This window comes from Micromonospora sp. NPDC004336, assembly GCF_053602615.1.
The window spans coordinates 1-16071 of sequence record NZ_JBSGDY010000060.1; the positions used below are offsets into that span (position 1 = coordinate 1).

17 protein-coding genes are annotated in these 16071 nt (G+C 73.9%); 14 read left to right on the forward strand and 3 right to left on the reverse strand.

Annotated elements, in window-relative coordinates; genetic code table 11:
* Positions 1 to 351: AfsR/SARP family transcriptional regulator (locus ACWENR_RS15200; RefSeq protein ID WP_452277599.1), on the reverse strand; the 351-nt coding region annotated here is incomplete at its 3' end.
* Between the two features lie 274 nt (positions 352 to 625).
* On the opposite strand from ACWENR_RS15200, the gene ACWENR_RS15205 reads away from it, so the two are divergent.
* The 11 genes from ACWENR_RS15205 to argH all read left to right on the forward strand — a co-directional run bounded on the left by ACWENR_RS15205 (position 626) and on the right by argH (position 12538).
* The gene (locus ACWENR_RS15205; protein WP_452277600.1) at positions 626 to 1831 is read left to right on the forward strand and encodes a nucleotide sugar dehydrogenase; all 1206 of its coding nucleotides are present in this window, start codon (positions 626 to 628) and stop codon (positions 1829 to 1831) included.
* Positions 1828 to 2622, forward strand: a complete 795-nt coding sequence (locus tag ACWENR_RS15210) for a glycosyltransferase family 2 protein (RefSeq protein ID WP_452277601.1) — start codon at positions 1828 to 1830, stop codon at positions 2620 to 2622. The genes ACWENR_RS15205 and ACWENR_RS15210 overlap by 4 nt, the downstream gene beginning before the upstream one ends.
* 8 nt (positions 2623 to 2630) lie before the next feature.
* On the forward strand, positions 2631 to 3656 hold the full coding sequence (locus ACWENR_RS15215; protein ID WP_452277602.1) for an NAD-dependent epimerase/dehydratase family protein: 1026 nt from the start codon (positions 2631 to 2633) through the stop codon (positions 3654 to 3656).
* A 157-nt stretch (positions 3657 to 3813) separates the two neighbouring features.
* The gene (gene argC, locus ACWENR_RS15220) at positions 3814 to 4815 is read left to right on the forward strand and encodes an N-acetyl-gamma-glutamyl-phosphate reductase (RefSeq protein ID WP_452277603.1); all 1002 of its coding nucleotides are present in this window, start codon (positions 3814 to 3816) and stop codon (positions 4813 to 4815) included.
* 55 nt (positions 4816 to 4870) lie between these two features.
* Positions 4871 to 6043 carry a bifunctional glutamate N-acetyltransferase/amino-acid acetyltransferase ArgJ gene (gene argJ / locus ACWENR_RS15225; RefSeq protein WP_452277604.1) on the forward strand — a complete coding sequence of 391 codons (1173 nt, stop codon included), beginning with the start codon at positions 4871 to 4873 and terminating at the stop codon, positions 6041 to 6043.
* Positions 6040 to 6981, forward strand: coding sequence for an acetylglutamate kinase (argB, locus tag ACWENR_RS15230; protein ID WP_452277605.1), 942 nt, complete (start codon positions 6040 to 6042; stop codon positions 6979 to 6981). The genes argJ and argB overlap by 4 nt, the downstream gene beginning before the upstream one ends.
* Positions 6978 to 8372, forward strand: coding sequence for an acetylornithine transaminase (locus tag ACWENR_RS15235; RefSeq protein ID WP_452277606.1), 1395 nt, complete (start codon positions 6978 to 6980; stop codon positions 8370 to 8372). The genes argB and ACWENR_RS15235 overlap by 4 nt, the downstream gene beginning before the upstream one ends.
* Positions 8369 to 9346 carry an ornithine carbamoyltransferase gene (gene argF, locus ACWENR_RS15240; RefSeq protein WP_452277607.1) on the forward strand — a complete coding sequence of 326 codons (978 nt, stop codon included), beginning with the start codon at positions 8369 to 8371 and terminating at the stop codon, positions 9344 to 9346. The genes ACWENR_RS15235 and argF overlap by 4 nt, the downstream gene beginning before the upstream one ends.
* Positions 9343 to 9858, forward strand: coding sequence for an arginine repressor (locus tag ACWENR_RS15245; protein WP_452277608.1), 516 nt, complete (start codon positions 9343 to 9345; stop codon positions 9856 to 9858). The genes argF and ACWENR_RS15245 overlap by 4 nt, the downstream gene beginning before the upstream one ends.
* Positions 9855 to 11057, forward strand: coding sequence for an argininosuccinate synthase (locus tag ACWENR_RS15250; protein ID WP_452277609.1), 1203 nt, complete (start codon positions 9855 to 9857; stop codon positions 11055 to 11057). The genes ACWENR_RS15245 and ACWENR_RS15250 overlap by 4 nt, the downstream gene beginning before the upstream one ends.
* A 17-nt stretch (positions 11058 to 11074) precedes the next feature.
* Complete coding sequence (gene argH / locus ACWENR_RS15255) at positions 11075 to 12538, forward strand: argininosuccinate lyase (protein WP_452277625.1); 1464 nt, start codon at positions 11075 to 11077, stop codon at positions 12536 to 12538.
* 85 nt (positions 12539 to 12623) lie between these two features.
* Here the strand turns inward: argH and ACWENR_RS15260 are convergent, their stop codons facing one another.
* Both ACWENR_RS15260 and ACWENR_RS15265 read right to left on the reverse strand, forming a co-directional pair.
* Complete coding sequence (locus tag ACWENR_RS15260) at positions 12624 to 12980, reverse strand: MmcQ/YjbR family DNA-binding protein (protein WP_452277610.1); 357 nt, start codon at positions 12978 to 12980, stop codon at positions 12624 to 12626.
* A gap of 50 nt (positions 12981 to 13030) precedes the next feature.
* The gene (locus ACWENR_RS15265) at positions 13031 to 13450 is read right to left on the reverse strand and encodes a DNA-binding protein (protein ID WP_452277611.1); all 420 of its coding nucleotides are present in this window, start codon (positions 13448 to 13450) and stop codon (positions 13031 to 13033) included.
* 90 nt (positions 13451 to 13540) lie between these two features.
* On the opposite strand from ACWENR_RS15265, the gene ACWENR_RS15270 reads away from it, so the two are divergent.
* From ACWENR_RS15270 to ACWENR_RS15280, 3 genes are all read left to right on the forward strand, one after another.
* Positions 13541 to 14173, forward strand: coding sequence for a DNA-3-methyladenine glycosylase (locus ACWENR_RS15270; protein WP_452277626.1), 633 nt, complete (start codon positions 13541 to 13543; stop codon positions 14171 to 14173).
* A gap of 133 nt (positions 14174 to 14306) precedes the next feature.
* A complete protein-coding gene (locus ACWENR_RS15275) occupies positions 14307 to 15404 on the forward strand; it encodes an LLM class flavin-dependent oxidoreductase (RefSeq protein ID WP_452277612.1) in 1098 nt (365 codons plus the stop codon).
* Positions 15401 to 16024, forward strand: coding sequence for an FMN reductase (locus tag ACWENR_RS15280; protein WP_452277613.1), 624 nt, complete (start codon positions 15401 to 15403; stop codon positions 16022 to 16024). Before ACWENR_RS15275 ends, ACWENR_RS15280 begins: the two co-directional genes overlap by 4 nt.
* Positions 16025 to 16071: the final 47 nt, after the last annotated feature.

The window sequence follows — 16071 nt, forward strand, 5'->3', positions numbered from 1 at the left end:
GCTCCAGGCCGCGTGCCCCTCGGCGGCCAGCCGCTCGAACTCGGCGGCGTCCAGCTCGCCGGGGGCGACCCGGAGGCGGTAGCCGCCGTGCCGGGCGTGCAGCCTGGTCGGCTCGTCGGGGGCGGCGAGGAGGCGGCGCAGCTGGCTGGCGTGGCTGCGCAGGTTCGCCACCGCGGAGGCGGGGGCCGGCCCGGCCCACAGCTCCTCGCGCAGCCGCTCGACCGGCACCGCGACGCCGGCGTGCAGCAGCAGGGTGACCAGCATGGCGGCGGGGCGGCCGGCGGGCAGGCGCAGCGGTCGACCGTCGCGGCAGACCCGGACCGGGCCGAGAATCTGGAACGTCAGCGCCATGCGACCTCCGTCGTGTGCCCCCGCGGGCCGGTCTCCCGGCCCCACACCGCCGCGCGGCCAATTATGCCAGTCGATGAGTGATCGCGGGGCCACGCGTGGCGGCCGATCGACAGGTCACTCGCGGTCGTCGGAGCTTTGCTCGGGGTGGCCGGTCCGCCGAATGGTCAGCACGGTCGAAACTTTTTGCTACCCGCGAGTCACATCCGAGCGGATAACCTGCTTCAATTCCGACTGTTGCCGCTGTCACACCCGCCACCCCCACGGGAGACCAGTCATGTCTGCTGATTCGCCGGTCACCTCCGTCGATGTCTGCATCGTGGGCGGCTGCGGCCGGGTGGGGCTGCCGCTGGGCATCGCCTTCGCCTCCCGCGGCCTCTCCGTGGTGCTGTACGACATCAACGCCGAGGCGGTCGCCACGGTCAACGCGGCCACCCTGCCCTTCGCCGAGCCCGGCGCGGACGAGGCGCTCGCCGAGGCGGTCGCCGCCGGCCGGCTGCGGGCCACCACCGATCCGGTGAGCGTCGGCGCCTCCGAGCACCTCGTCGTCGTGGTCGGCACCCCGGTCGACGAGCACCTCAACCCCGACCTGGGCGCGGTGCCCCGGGCGTTGGAGCGCTGCGCCGAGCACCTGCGCGACGGGCAGTTGGTCGTGCTGCGCAGCACCGTCTACCCGGGCGTCACCGCGCTGACCGAGAAGCTCCTCGCCGGCAAGGGCATCCGTGCCGACGTGGCGTTCTGCCCCGAGCGGATCGCCGAGGGGCGGGCGATGACGGAGCTGTTCGCGCTGCCGCAGATCGTCGCCGCCCGTACGCCGGCGGCGCTCGCGCGCGCCGAGAAGCTCTTCCGGCACCTCACCGAGCAGATCGTGCCGCTCGAGCCGGAGGAGGCCGAGCTGGCGAAGCTGTTCACCAACACCTGGCGCTACATCAAGTTCGCCACCGCCAACCAGTTCTGGATGATGGCCAACGACTTCGGGCTCGACTTCGCCCGGATCCGGCACGCCGTGGCGTACGACTACCCCCGCGCGGCGGACCTGCCGATGCCGGGGTTCGCGGCCGGGCCGTGCCTGTTCAAGGACACCATGCAGCTGGCCGCGTTCAACCGGAACAACTTCGTGCTCGGCCACTCCGCGATGCTGATCAACGAGGGGCTGCCCCTCTACCTGGTGTCGCGGCTGGAGGACCGCTTCGACCTGTCGGAGCTGACCGTGGGCATCCTCGGCATGGCCTTCAAGGGCGGCAGCGACGACCCCCGGGAGAGCCTGGCGTACAAGCTGCGCAAGATCCTGGCGCTCAAGACCCGCGAGACGCTCTGCACGGATCCCCACGTGGTCGACGACCGGTTCGTCGACCTGCCGGAGGTGCTGCGCCGGGCCGACCTGCTGGTCATCGCCGCGCCGCACGAGCAGTACGCCCGCCTGGAGACCGACAAGCCGGTCATCGACATGTGGGGGCTGACCGGGCAGGGGGTGCGGGTGTGAGGCCCCGGGTGTCGGTGATCGTCCCCGTCTACGACGAGGGTGAGGCGATCCTGCGCTGCCTGGAGCGGATGCTGCGGGAGGTGCTGCTCCCCGCCGAGGTGCTCGTCGTGCACGACATGCCCGAGGACACCACCGTCCCGTACGTCGAGCAGGTCGCCCGCACGGATCCGCGGGTGCGGGCCGTGCTCAACACCTACGGCCGCGGCCCGGCCAACGCGATCCGGTTCGGCATCGACGCGGCGCGCGCCCCGGTCGTGGTGGTCACCATGGCCGACGGGTGCGACGACCCGCGCCAGATCGACGAGCTGGCCCGGCTGGTCGACCGGGGGGTGGTGGTGGCCGCCGCGTCCCGCTACATGCCCGGCGGCCAGCAGGTCGGCGGCCCCCGGCTGAAGCGGATGATGTCGCGCTGGGCGGGGCGCAGCCTCTACACCCTCGCCCGGGTCGGCACCCGCGACGCCACCAACAGCTTCAAGGCGTACGACACGGCGTTCGTCCGCGAGGTGGGGATCGAGTCGCGGACCGGCTTCGAGATCGGGCTGGAGCTGACCGCGAAGGCGACCCGGCTGCGCCTGCCGGTGGCCGAGATCCCCACCATCTGGCTGGACCGCCCGCTGGGCGAGTCCCACTTCGACCTGGGTCGCTTCCTCCCCGGCTACCTGCGCTGGTACTTCTTCGCCTACGGTCGACGGCTGAGCCGGGAGAGCCTGGCCGGCCGCGCCGCCCCGGCCGGGGCCCTGCCGGCCCAGCGCGACCCGCAGGGCAGCACCGAGTTCGAGACGACCGCATAGGAGCGCACGTGGCGAAGGTCCTGGTAACTGGTTCGGCCGGCTTCATCGGCGGCTATCTCGTCGCCGAGCTGCTCGACCGGGGTCACGAGGTGGTCGGCGTCGACAACTTCTCCAAGTACGGCCCGGTCACCCACAGCTACGACGAGCACCCCCGGTTCCGGTTCGTCGAGGGCGACGCACGGGACGTGGACCTGCTCACCGGGCTGCTCGACGGCTGCGACCACCTGGTGGCGGGGGCGGCGATGATCGGCGGCATCTCCTACTTCCACGCGTACGCCTACGACCTGCTCGCCACGAACGAGCGGATCATGGCGGCCACCTGCGACGCGGCGATCCGCGCCCACCGCGACGGCCGGCTGGCGAAGGTCACCTACCTCTCCTCCTCGATGGTCTTCGAGTCCACGCAGCACTGGCCCAGCCGGGAGGGCGACGAGCGCCGCATCCCGCCGCCGCTGTCGTCGTACGGGTTCCAGAAGCTGGCCGTGGAGTACTACGCGCGGGCGGCCTGGGAGCAGTACCGGCTGCCGTACACGATCGTGCGGCCGTTCAACTGCGTCGGCGTGGGGGAGGGGCGCGCGCTGGGCCAGGCCGAGGTGCTCTCCGGCAACGTCAAGCTGGCGATGTCGCACGTCGTGCCCGACCTCGTGCAGAAGATCGTCAAGGGGCAGGACCCGCTGCACATCCTCGGCGAGGGCAACCAGGTACGCCACTACACGTACGGCGGCGACCTGGCCCGGGGCATCGCCACGGCGATCGAGCACCCGGCGGCGCAGAACGAGGACTTCAACCTCTCCACCGCCGAGTCCACCACCGTCCTGGAGCTGGCCGAGCTGATCTGGCGCAAGATCAAGGGCGCGGACGTGCCGTTCCGGTACGTCTCCGACGAGCCCTACCGGTACGACGTGCAGAAGCGGGTGCCGGACGTGGCCAAGTCCCGGGAGGTGCTGGGCTTCGCGGCGTCCACCTCGCTGGACGAGATGCTCGACGAGGTGATCCCGTGGGTGACCCGGGCGGTCGAGGAGGGTCGCCTCTGACCGGCGCCGTCCCTCGTCGAGGCCCGTGTCGCGATCCCGCGGCGCGGGCCTCGTCGCATCCGGCCCGCCGCCCTGATTTCATACGGTCCACTGCATGAACTTGCAGAAGCGGATCATCGCCTGCTAGCCTTCGCTGCATAGTCATGCGGAGGTGAGTATGGGTATCCGAGTCGCGGTCGCGGGGGCGAGCGGCTACGCCGGGGGCGAGTTGATCCGCCTGGTCGCCGGGCACCCGGAGTTCGACCTGGTCGCCGCCACCGCGCACAGCCAGGCCGGGCACCGGCTCGACGTCGTACACCCGCAGCTCGCCGGGCTGGACATGGTCCTCGGCGAGACCGACGCGGCGGCGCTGGCCGACGCGGACGTGGTCTTCCTGGCCCTGCCGCACGGGCAGTCCGCCGCCCTGGCCGCCCAGCTCCCGCCCGAGGTCCGCGTCGTCGACCTGGGTGCCGACCACCGGCTGGCCGACCCCTACGCCTGGGCCAACTACTACGGCGGCCCGCACGCGGGGCAGTGGACCTACGGCCTGCCCGAGCTGCCCGGCCAGCGGGAGCTGATCGCCGGCGCCACGCGGGTGGCCAACACGGGCTGCTACGCCGCCGCGATCACCCTCGCGCTGGCCCCGCTGATCGCCGCCGGCGCCGCCTCCCCGGCCGACGTGGTGGTCGTCGCGGCCTCCGGCACCTCCGGCGCCGGCAAGGCGGCCAAGCCGCACCTGCTCGGCAGCGAGGTGATGGGGGACCTGTCGCCCTACCGCGTCGGCACCCACCAGCACGTCCCGGAGATCAAGCAGGCCACGGGCGCGACCGGCCTGTCGCTCACCCCGGTGCTCGCGCCGATGCCCAGGGGCATCCTCGCCACCGTGACCGCCGTGCCGGCCCGGGGCGTGGACCCCCGGGCGGTGCTCGCCGAGGCGTACGCGGACGCGCCCTTCGTGCACGTGCTGCCCGAGGGGGCCTGGCCGCACACCGCCGCCACCCTCGGCTCCAACTCGTGCCATCTCCAGGCCACCGTCGACGTCGACTCCCGCCGGATGATCGTGCTCAGCGCGCTGGACAACCTCGGCAAGGGCGCCGCCGGCCAGGCCGTGCAGAACGCCAACCTGATGTGCGGCCTGCCGGAGACGACGGGCCTCTCCACCTGGGGCATAGCACCGTGAGCGCGAGGAGTGCAGCGCAGCGGAGCCCCGCAGTCGCGAACGAAGGAGTGGACCAGTGAGTGTCACGACTCCGCGGGGGTTCCGGGCGGCCGGGGTGGCCGCCGGGCTCAAGGCCAGCGGCGCGAGCGACGTCGCGCTGGTCGTCAACGACGGTCCGGACGCCGGGATCGCCGGCGTGTTCACCGCCAACCGGGTCAAGGCCGCGCCGGTGCTCTGGACCCAGCAGGTGGTGCGCTCCGGCGTCGCGCGCGTCGTCGTACTCAATTCGGGCGGCGCCAACGCCTGCACGGGACCGGCGGGCTTCCAGGACACCCACGCCACCGCCGAGCACACCGCCGCCGCGCTCACCTCGGCCAACGCGCGGCTGATGCTCGGCGCCGCCGACGTGGCGGTCTGCTCGACCGGCCTGATCGGCGAGCGGCTGCCGATGGGGAAGCTGCTTCCCGGCGTACGATCGGCGATCCGCGGGCTGTCGCGCGACGGCGGCCCGGCGGCCGCCGAGGCCATCATGACCACGGACACCCGGCCCAAGACCACCGTGGCCCGGGGCAGCGGCTGGACCGTCGGCGGCATGGCCAAGGGCGCGGGCATGCTCGCCCCGGCGATGGCCACCATGCTCTGCGTGCTGACCACCGACGCGGTGGCCGGGCCGGAGGACCTCGACGCCGCCCTGCGGGAGGCGTGCCGGGTCACCTTCGACCGGATCGACTCCGACGGCTGCATGTCGACCAACGACACGGTGCTGCTGCTGGCCAGCGGCGCGAGCGGCATCGCACCCACCGTCGCCGAGCTGACCGCCGCGGTGACCGCCGCCGCCCACGACCTGGCCCAGCAGCTCATCGCCGACGCCGAGGGCGCCACCAAGCAGATCGCCATCGACGTGGTCGGCGCGGCGAGCGAGGACGACGCGGTCGAGGTGGGGCGGTCGGTGGCCCGCAACAACCTGGTCAAGACCGCGCTGTTCGGCAACGACCCGAACTGGGGCCGGATCCTCGCCGCCGTCGGCACCACCGCCGCCGCCTTCGAGCCGGACGCCGTCGACGTCGCGGTGAACGGGGTCTGGGTGTGCCGTTGCGGCGCCGCCGCCGAGGACCGGTCGAAGGTCGACCTGTCCGGGCGGGACGTCACCATCCGGATCGACCTGCACGCCGGCGCCGCCGAGGCGACGATCTGGACCAACGACCTCTCCCACGCGTACGTGCACGAGAACTCGGCCTACTCGACATGAGCCTCACCACCGACCTCACCCGCGCCCAGGCCAAGGCCGCCACGCTGATCGAGGCGCTGCCCTGGCTGGCCCGCTTCTCCGGCTCGACCGTCGTGGTCAAGTACGGCGGCAACGCCATGGTCGACCCCGAGCTGCAGCGGGCCTTCGCCGCCGACATGGTCTTCCTGCGCTACGCCGGCCTGAAGCCGGTCGTGGTGCACGGGGGCGGCCCGCAGATCTCCGCCATGCTGGGCCGGCTCGGCATCGCCAGCGAGTTCCGGGGCGGCCTGCGGGTCACCACCCCGGAGGCGATGGACGTGGTCCGGATGGTGCTCGTCGGCCAGGTGGGCCGGGAACTGGTCGGGCTGATCAACGCCCACGGCCCGTTCGCGGTCGGCCTCTCCGGCGAGGACGCCGGGCTGTTCACCGCCGTGCGGCGGCCCGCGTACGTGGACGGGGAGCCGGTCGACGTCGGGCAGGTCGGCGACGTCGAGTCGGTCGACGTCTCGGCGGTCACCGACCTGATCGCGGCCGGCCGCATCCCGGTCATCTCCACCGTCGCGCCGGACGCCGACGGCGTGCTGCACAACCTGAACGCCGACACCGCCGCCGCCGCGCTCGCCGTCGCCCTCGACGCCCGCAAGCTGGTCGTCCTCACCGACGTGCCGGGCCTCTACGCCGACTGGCCGGACACGGACAGCCTGGTCAGCGAGATCACCGCCGACGAGCTGGCGGAGCTGCTGCCGTCGCTGTCCAGCGGCATGGTGCCCAAGATGGAGGCCTGCCTGCGGGCGGTGCGGCAGGGCGTTCCCGCCGCGCACGTCGTCGACGGCCGGGTCGCCCACTCCACACTGCTGGAGGTCTTCACCTCCGAAGGGTTCGGCACCATGGTCGTCGGCGCCAGGACCGCACCCACCGCCCCCGCAGCCGCCGACGAGGAAGGCACGGTCCCCGCATGAGCACCCTCGTCGAGCGCTGGGCGCAGTCCATGATGGACAACTACGGCAGGCCCCCGCTCGCCCTCGTCTCCGGCTCCGGCGCCGTCGTGGTCGACGACGCCGGCCGGGAGTACGTCGACCTCGTCGGCGGCATCGCGGTCAACGCCCTCGGCCACGCCCACCCGGCCGTGGTGGCGGCCGTGTCGAAGCAGGTCGCCACCCTCGGGCACGTCTCCAACCTCTACGTCGCCGAGCCGCCGGTGGCCCTCGCCGAACTGCTGCTGGCCCTGGCCGGGCGGCCCGGCCGGGTCTTCTTCGCCAACTCCGGCGCGGAGGCCAACGAGGCCGCGTTCAAGCTGTCCCGGCTCACCGGCCGCACGCACGTGGTCGCCACGGCGGGTGGGTTCCACGGTCGCACCATGGGCGCGCTCGCGCTCACCGGCCAGCCCGCCAAGGCCGACCCGTTCCGCCCGCTGCCCGGCGAGGTCACCCACGTCGACTACGGCGACGTCGCCGCCCTGGAGGCGGCCGTCACCGACGCCACCGCCATGGTGATCCTGGAGCCGATCCAGGGCGAGAACGGCGTCGTGGTCCCGCCGGCCGGCTACCTGGCCGCCGCCCGCCGGATCACCGCCCGGCACGGCGCCCTGCTGGTTCTCGACGAGGTGCAGACCGGCGTCGGCCGCACCGGCCACTGGTTCGCCCACCAGGCCGAGGGCGTCGAGCCCGACGTGGTGACCCTGGCCAAGGGGCTCGGGGGCGGCCTGCCCATCGGCGCCTGCCTGGCCTTCGGGCGGGCCGCCGAGCTGCTCGCCCCCGGCTCGCACGGCACCACCTTCGGCGGCAACCCGGTGAGCTGCGCCGCCGCCCTCGCGGTGGTGGCGACCATCGCCAACGAGGGGCTGCTCGACCACGTCAAGCGGGTCGGCGAGCGGCTGCGCCGGGGGGTCGAGGCGCTCGGTCACCCGCTGGTCGCGGGCGTGCGCGGCGCGGGCCTGCTGCTCGGCGTGGTGCTCGCCGCCCCGGTGGCGCCGGTGCTCGCCGAGGCGCTGCGGGAGGCCGGCTTCCTGGTCAACCCGGTGCAGCCCGGCGTGGTCCGGCTCGCACCGCCGCTGATCCTGACCGCCGCCCAGGTCGACGCCTTCCTGGCCGCCCTCCCCGCCGCCCTCGACGCCGCAGCCCCCGCCGCCGCCGGCTCCGCGCCGAATCTTGGTGAGAAACGGCCCCTCCAGGGGCCGGAACCTACCAAGATCTCGACGCTGCCGACCGCGTCGCCGACCGCGTCGCCGACCGCGTCGCCGACTGCGCCGGCCGCGTCGGGGTCGCCCACGGCGTCGACACCGCCCACCGCGCCCGGGCCGTCCACCGGCGGCGCCGAGACGAAGACGAGCACGACGGAGGCGAGCGCATGATCCGGCACTTCCTGCGGGACGACGACCTGAGCCCCGCCGAGCAGTCGGCCGTGCTCGACCTCGCGGCACGGATGAAGGCGGACCGGTTCGGCCACCGGCCGCTGGCCGGGCCCCGGTCGGTGGCGGTGCTGTTCGACAAGCAGAGCCTGCGTACCCGGTTCTCCTTCGACGTGGGCATCGCCGAGCTCGGTGGGCATCCCCTCGTGGTAGACACCCAGGTCACCCACTTCGGGCGGGGCGAGACCCTGGGCGACGCCGGGCGGGTGCTCTCCCGCTACGTCGCGGCGATCGTGCTGCGTACGCACGGCGACGACCGGATCGCCGAGGTGGCCGAGGCGGCCACCGTGCCGGTGGTCAACGCGCTCACCGACGGGTTCCACCCCTGTCAGCTCCTCGCCGACCTGCTCACGATCCGCGAGCACTGCGGCGGCACCGCCGGCCGGACGCTCGCCTACGTCGGCGACGCGGCCAACAACCTGTCCCACTCGTACCTGCTCGCCGGGGCGACCGCCGGGATGCACGTCCGGGTCGCCGGGCCGGCCGGCTTCGGCCCCGACCCGGAGGTGCTCGCCCGGGCGGAGAAGATCGCCGCCGGCACCGGCGGGTCGGTGCTGGCGCTGACCGACCCGGTCGCCGCGGTCGCCGGGGCCGACGTGGTCGCCACCGACACGTGGACCTCGATGGGGCAGGAGGACGACGGGCTGGACCGGATCACCCCGTTCCTGCCGTACCAGGTCAACGCCGCGCTGCTCGGCCACGCCGCGCCCGGCGCCGTCGTGCTGCACTGCCTGCCCGCGCACCGCGGCGAGGAGATCACCGACGAGGTGCTCGACGGCCCGCAGAGCGTCGTGTTCGACCAGGCGGAGAATCGGCTGCACGCCCAGAAGGCGCTGTTGACGTTCCTCCTCGGGGCCGCGCCCGCCGCCCCGGTCGCGGCGGCGCCGGGCGCCGACGCGACCAGGGAGACCCCATGACCGCCCCGCTGACCCGTGCCGCCCGGCACGCCCGCATCGTCGAGCTGATCCGCGACAAGGCCATCCACTCGCAGACCGAGCTGGCCGACCTGCTCGCCGGCGACGGCATCGGCGTCACCCAGGCCACCCTGTCCCGCGACCTGAAGGAGCTGGGCGCGGTGACCGTACGCGGCGGCGACGGGCGGGCCGTCTACCTGATCCCCGAGGACGGCCACCGGCCGCTGCGCGACGCCGAGGCGGCGCCGGCCCGGCTGGTCCGGCTGCTGCGCGAGCTGCTCAACGGGGTGGACTCCAGCGGCAACATCGCCGTGCTGCGCACCCCGCCGGGCGCGGCCCACTACCTGGCCAGCGCGTTGGACCGGGCGGGCCTGCCCGAGATCGTCGGCACCATCGCCGGCGACGACACCATCCTCGTCGTGGCCCGCGAGGCCGTCGGCGGGGCCGCGCTCGGCGACAAGCTCGCCGGCTGGGCCCGCCGGGAAGAGAACGTCGAAGGGAACACCACACCATGACCGAGCGGGTCGTACTCGCCTACTCCGGAGGGCTCGACACCTCCGTCGCCATTCCGTACCTCGCCGAGCAGACCGGCGCCGAGGTGATCGCGGTGGCGGTCGACGTCGGGCAGGGCGGCGAGGACCTCGACGCCATCCGGCAGCGCGCCCTGGACTGCGGCGCCGTCGAGTCGGAGGTGGTCGACGCGCGCGACGAGTTCGCCGCCGGGTACTGCCTGCCGGCCATCCGCGCCAACGCGCTCTACATGGACCGGTACCCGCTGGTCTCCGCGCTGTCCCGGCCGCTGATCGTCAAGCACCTGGTGGCCGCGGCCCGCAAGCACGGCGGCACCATCGTGTCGCACGGCTGCACCGGCAAGGGCAACGACCAGGTCCGCTTCGAGGTCGGCCTGGGCGCGCTCGCCCCCGACCTGAAGATCGTCGCGCCGGCCCGGGACTTCGCCTGGACCCGGGACAAGGCGATCGCCTTCGCCGAGGAGAAGGGGCTGCCGATCGACGTGTCGGCGAAGTCGCCCTACTCGATCGACCAGAACCTGTGGGGCCGCGCCGTGGAGACCGGCTTCCTGGAGGACATCTGGAACGGCCCGGTCGAGGACCTCTACTCCTACACGTCCGACCCGGCCGAGCCCCGGGACGCCGACGAGGTCGTGATCACCTTCGACGCCGGCGTGCCGGTGGCGATCGACGGCGAGACCGTCACCCCGTACCAGGCGATTTTGGAGCTCAACCGGCGCGCCGGCGCCCAGGGCGTCGGCCGGCTCGACATGGTCGAGGACCGCCTCGTCGGCATCAAGAGCCGCGAGGTGTACGAGGCGCCGGGCGCGATCGCCCTGATCACCGCCCACCAGGAGCTGGAGGCGGTGACCGTCGAGCGGGACCTGGCCCGGTTCAAGAAGAGCGTCGATCAGCGCTGGGGCGAGCTGGTCTACGACGGCCTCTGGTTCTCCCCGCTGAAGGGCTCCCTCGACGCGTTCATCGACGACGCCCAGCGGCACGTCAGCGGCGAGGTGCGGCTGACCCTGCACGGCGGCCGGGCCACCGTCACCGGCCGGCGCTCCGAGGCCAGCCTCTACGACTTCGGCATGGCCACCTACGACACCGGCGACACCTTCGACCAGTCGCTGGCGAAGGGCTTCGTCCAGCTCTGGGGCCTGCCGAGCAAGATGTCCGCCGCGCGGGACGCCCGGCTGGGAGGCTGAGGATCGTGGGCACCACAATGGGCGGCGTGGACGACAAGAGCCTGACCGAGAACAGCGCAGCCACCAACCGCACCAGCCTCTGGGGCGGCCGGTTCGCCGGCGGTCCCGCCGAGGCGCTGGCCCGGCTGTCGGTGAGCGTGCAGTTCGACTGGCGCCTCGCCCCGTACGACATCGCGGGTTCCCGGGCGCACGCCCGGGTCCTCGCCGGCGCGGGCCTGCTCGACCCGGAGGAACTGGGCCGCATCCTCGCCGCCCTCGACGACCTGGAGGCGGCGTGCGCCTCCGGGCAGTTCCGCCCGACGGTCGACGACGAGGACGTGCACACCGCCCTGGAGCGCGGGCTGCTGGAACGCCTGGGCAGCCTCGGCGGCAAGCTGCGCGCCGGCCGGTCCCGCAACGACCAGGTCGCGACCGACCTGCGGCTCTACCTGCGCGACCACGCCCGGGGCGTGGCGGCCCGGCTGGTCGAGCTGGCCGAGGCGCTGGTGGAGCAGGCCGGGCGGCACGTGGACACCGCCGCCCCCGGGATGACCCACCTCCAGCACGCCCAGCCGGTCACCTTCGGGCACTGGCTGCTCGCCCACGTGCAGCCGCTGCTGCGCGACCTGGAGCGGCTGCGCGACTGGGACCACCGCACGGCGGTCAGCCCGCTCGGCGCGGGCGCGCTCGCCGGCTCCGGCCTGCCGCTGGACCCGGTGGCCGTCTCCAAGGAGCTGGGCTTCCGCACGTCCTTCGCCAACTCGATGGACGCCGTGGCCGACCGGGACTTCGTCGCCGAGTTCCTCTTCGTCACCGCGATGATCGGGGTGCACCTGTCCCGCCTCGGCGAGGAGGTGGTGCTCTGGACGTCCCAGGAGTTCGGCTGGGTCGAGCTGGACGACGCCTTCGCCACCGGCTCGTCGATTATGCCGCAGAAGAAGAACGCGGACATCGCCGAGCTGGCCCGGGGCAAGTCCGGCCGCCTGGTGGGCGGGCTGATGGCCGTGCTCACCATGCTCAAGGGCCTGCCGATGACCTACGACCGGGACATGCAGGAGGACAAGGAGCCGGCCTTCGACGCGGTCGACACCCTGGAACTGCTGCTGCCGGCCCTCGCCGGGATGATCTCCACCATGACGGTACGCGTCGACCGGCTGGTCGCCGCCGCGCCGGTGGGCTTCTCGCTCGCCACCGAGGTCGCCGACTGGCTGGTCCGGCGGGGGGTGCCGTTCCGCGACGCGCACGAGATCACCGGGCAGCTGGTGGCGCTCTGCGTGGCCCGGGACTGCGCCCTGGACGAGGTCAGCGACGACGACCTGGCGACGGTCAGCGAGCACCTCGACCCGTCCGTGCGGGACGTGCTGTCGGTGCGGTCGGCGCTCGCCGCCCGGACCACGCCCGGCTCGACCGGGCCCGGCCCGGTCGCCGACCAGCTCGCCGCCGCCGCCGACAAGCTGGCCGGCTGGCGGGAGTGGGCCGCCGAGCGGGTGGTGCCCCGCTGAGGGGTGCCGTCGCGGAATGATCCGCTCACCTACGGGGAAGCCGCGGCCTCGCTCTCGCCTGAGGCAGCGGCTTCCCCGCAGGTGCTCACGCCCCGGGACGTTCGCGCTTCGGCAGCTTCGCCACCACCGCGTCGTACGACCCGTCGACCGCCTCGGTCAGCTCCTCGTCGTCGATCCCGCCGGCCAGGCGCAGCGTGTTCCAGCCGGAGCGCCCGATGTACGGCGACGGCCGCGCGTCGCCCGGGTGCCGGTGCAGCCACTCGTCGGCGATCTCCCGGCTCGCGCCGCACTTCACCCCGACCGTCGGGTCGTCGCCGTCGACGGAGCCGAGGAAGGCGAAGATCCGGCTGCCGACCTTCACCACCTCGTCGCCCTCCCACGGCCGGTCCAGCCACGCCCCCGGCTTGCCCAGGCAGTACGCCAGCATCTCCTCGCGCGTCATCGCGTCCTCCTCGACACCGATCCCGCGCCCAGTCTGGCCCACCGGCGGCGTCACCCGGTGGCGGCGGTGCGGGCGGAGAGCCGCTCGAAGCGCTGCTTGGCGGCCTGCGCGCTGCCCAGCCCCAGCCCGTACGCGATCTGCTGCCAGGTGAGCCCTCGGGCGCGGGCCAGCGTCAGCAGCCCCGCCTCCATGGTCTCGACCTCCGCGCGCAGGTGCGGCACGAGGGTGAGCGCCGCGACGAGGTCGGCGTCGTCGACCGGCTCCTCCCCGGGCTCCGCCTCGGCCCCGCCGGCGGCCAGGGCGGTGACCAGCGCGACCGCCTCGTAGGTGTCGGGGACGTAGGGGTTGGTGTGCCGGCGCCGGCGGGTCTCGGTGCCGGCGTGGCGCTCGGTGATCCGGTGCAGGGCGTCGTAGGTGCGGTGCGCCCGGGCGCGGCTCGCGTCGGGGGCGGCGAAGGAGGCGTCGGTCATGCCGTCGACCCCATCACATCAACGTCGAGTTGTCAACGAGTTGTTGAAAGTCGGCGGTCGGCGCGGCGCGCGGATAGGGTCGGATCCGTGGTGGCGTACTCCGACTCCCGTCCCGCCGGCCTCGCGGGGCTGGCCGATCTGCTCGCCGGGCCCGTGGTGCCGGCGGCGCGGGGCCTGCTCGGCTGCCGGCTCTCCGCGGGCGGCGTCACCGTCCGGATCACCGAGGTCGAGGCGTACGCCGGGACGGCCGGCGACCCGGCGTCGCACGCCCATCGGGGCCGCACCCCGCGCAACGCGGTCATGTTCGGGCCGGCCGGGCACGCCTACGTCTACTTCACCTACGGCATGCACTGGTGCATGAACGTGGTCACCGGGCCCGACGGGGAGGCCTCGGCGGTGCTGCTGCGCGCCGGCGAGGTGGTCGACGGCCTCGACGAGGCCCGGGCGCGCCGCACCGCCGTACGCCGGGACGTCGATCTCGCGCGCGGGCCCGCCCGGCTCTGCGCGGCGCTCGGCATCGACAGGAGCGTCTACGGCCGCTACCTGCTCGGCGACGGTCCGGTCCGGCTGCGCCCGGCCGACCGGCCGGTGCCGGCGGACGTGGTGGCCGCCGGCCCGAGGGTGGGCGTGACGGGGGCGCACGACGTGCCGTGGCGCTTCTGGATCGCCGACGACCCGACGGTCAGCGCCTACCGCCGGCACGTGCCCCGCAGTCGCGCCTGACCGGCGCCGCCGGGCCGGGGTGACGGCGCCCACCGGCGGCGGCACCCCTCGCGGAATAGTTGACTCGTCAAATATGTTGTGCGGTGCGTCCGGGAGCCGCTCCGGCCCCGGCGGACAACGCGAGGAGCTGGTCATGCAGTTCGGAGTCTTCACCGTCGGCGACGTCACGGTCGACCCGACCACCGGTCGGGAGCCGACCGAGCATGAGCGGATCAAGGCGATGGTCGCCATCGCGCTCAAGGCCGAGGAGGTCGGCCTCGACGTCTTCGCCACCGGCGAGCACCACAACCCGCCGTTCGTGCCGTCGTCGCCCACCACCATGCTGGGCTACGTCGCCGCCCGCACCGAGCGGCTGCTGCTGTCGACGTCGACCACGCTGATCACCACCAACGACCCGGTGAAGATCGCCGAGGACTACGCGATGCTCCAGCACCTCGCCGACGGCCGGGTGGACCTGATGATGGGGCGCGGCAACACCGGCCCGGTCTACCCGTGGTTCGGGCAGGACATCCGCAACGGCATCCCGCTCGCCATCGAGAACTACGACCTGCTGCGCCGGCTCTGGCGCGAGGACGTGGTCGACTGGTCCGGCCGCTTCCGGACCCCGCTGCAGTCGTTCACCTCGACGCCCCGCCCGCTCGACGGCGTGCCGCCGTTCGTCTGGCACGGCTCGATCCGCAGCCCCGAGATCGCCGAGCAGGCCGCCTACTACGGCGACGGCTTCTTCGCCAACCACATCTTCTGGCCCAAGGAGCACACCCAGCGGATGGTCGAGCTCTACCGGCAGCGGTACGCGCACTACGGCCACGGCTCCGCCGACCAGGCGATCGTCGGCCTCGGCGGGCAGGTGTTCATGCGGCGCAACTCGCAGGACGCGGTGCGGGAGTTCCGCCCGTACTTCGACAACGCCCCCGTCTACGGCCACGGCCCGTCCCTGGAGGAGTTCACCGCGCAGACCCCGCTGACCGTCGGCAGCCCGCAGCAGGTCATCGACCGGACGCTGGGCTTCCGCGACTACGTCGGCGACTACCAGCGGCAGCTCTTCCTGATCGACCACGCCGGCCTGCCGCTGAAGACCGTGATGGAGCAGCTCGACCTGCTCGGCGAGGAGGTCGTGCCCGTGCTGCGCAAGGAGTTCGAGTCGCTGCGCCCCGCCCACGTGCCCGAGGCGCCCACGCACGCCTCGCTGCGGGCCGCCGCCGGGCGCGCCGGGGCGGAGGCGGGCCGATGACCCGCCGTACCCTCGCCGTGGTGTCGGCCGGGCTCGGTCAGCCCTCGTCGACCCGGCTGCTCGCCGACCAGCTCGCCGCCGCCACCCGCGACGAGCTGGCCCGGCGGGGCGACGACGTCGACGTCCGCCCCGTCGAGCTGCGCGAACACGCCCACGACATCGTCAACCACCTGCTCACCGGCTTTCCGTCGGCCGCGCTGCGGGAGGTGCTCGACACGGTCACCGGCGCGGACGGGCTGATCGCCGTCACGCCGATTTTCAACGCGTCGTACAACGGGCTGTTCAAGTCCTTCTTCGACCTGGTCGACACCGGGGCGCTGGCGGACCGGCCGGTGCTGGTCGGCGCCACCGGCGGCACCGCCCGGCACTCGCTCGCCCTGGAGCACGCCCTGCGGCCGATGTTCGCGTACCTGCGGTCGGTCGTGGTGCCCACGGCGGTCTTCGCCGCGCCGGAGGACTGGGCCGCCGGCGTCGCCGACGGCGCGCTGCGATCGCGGATCGACCGCGCCGCCGGCGAGCTGGCCGACCAGATCCGGCGCCGCCCGCCGTCCGCCGGCCCCGCGGACCCGTTCGCCCTCACCACCAGCTTCGAGGAACTGCTCGGGGGCCGGGACCACTGACCGCCGTCGACCCGCCGACCCCGTCCCGGGCCGGCGGGTCGCGGCCG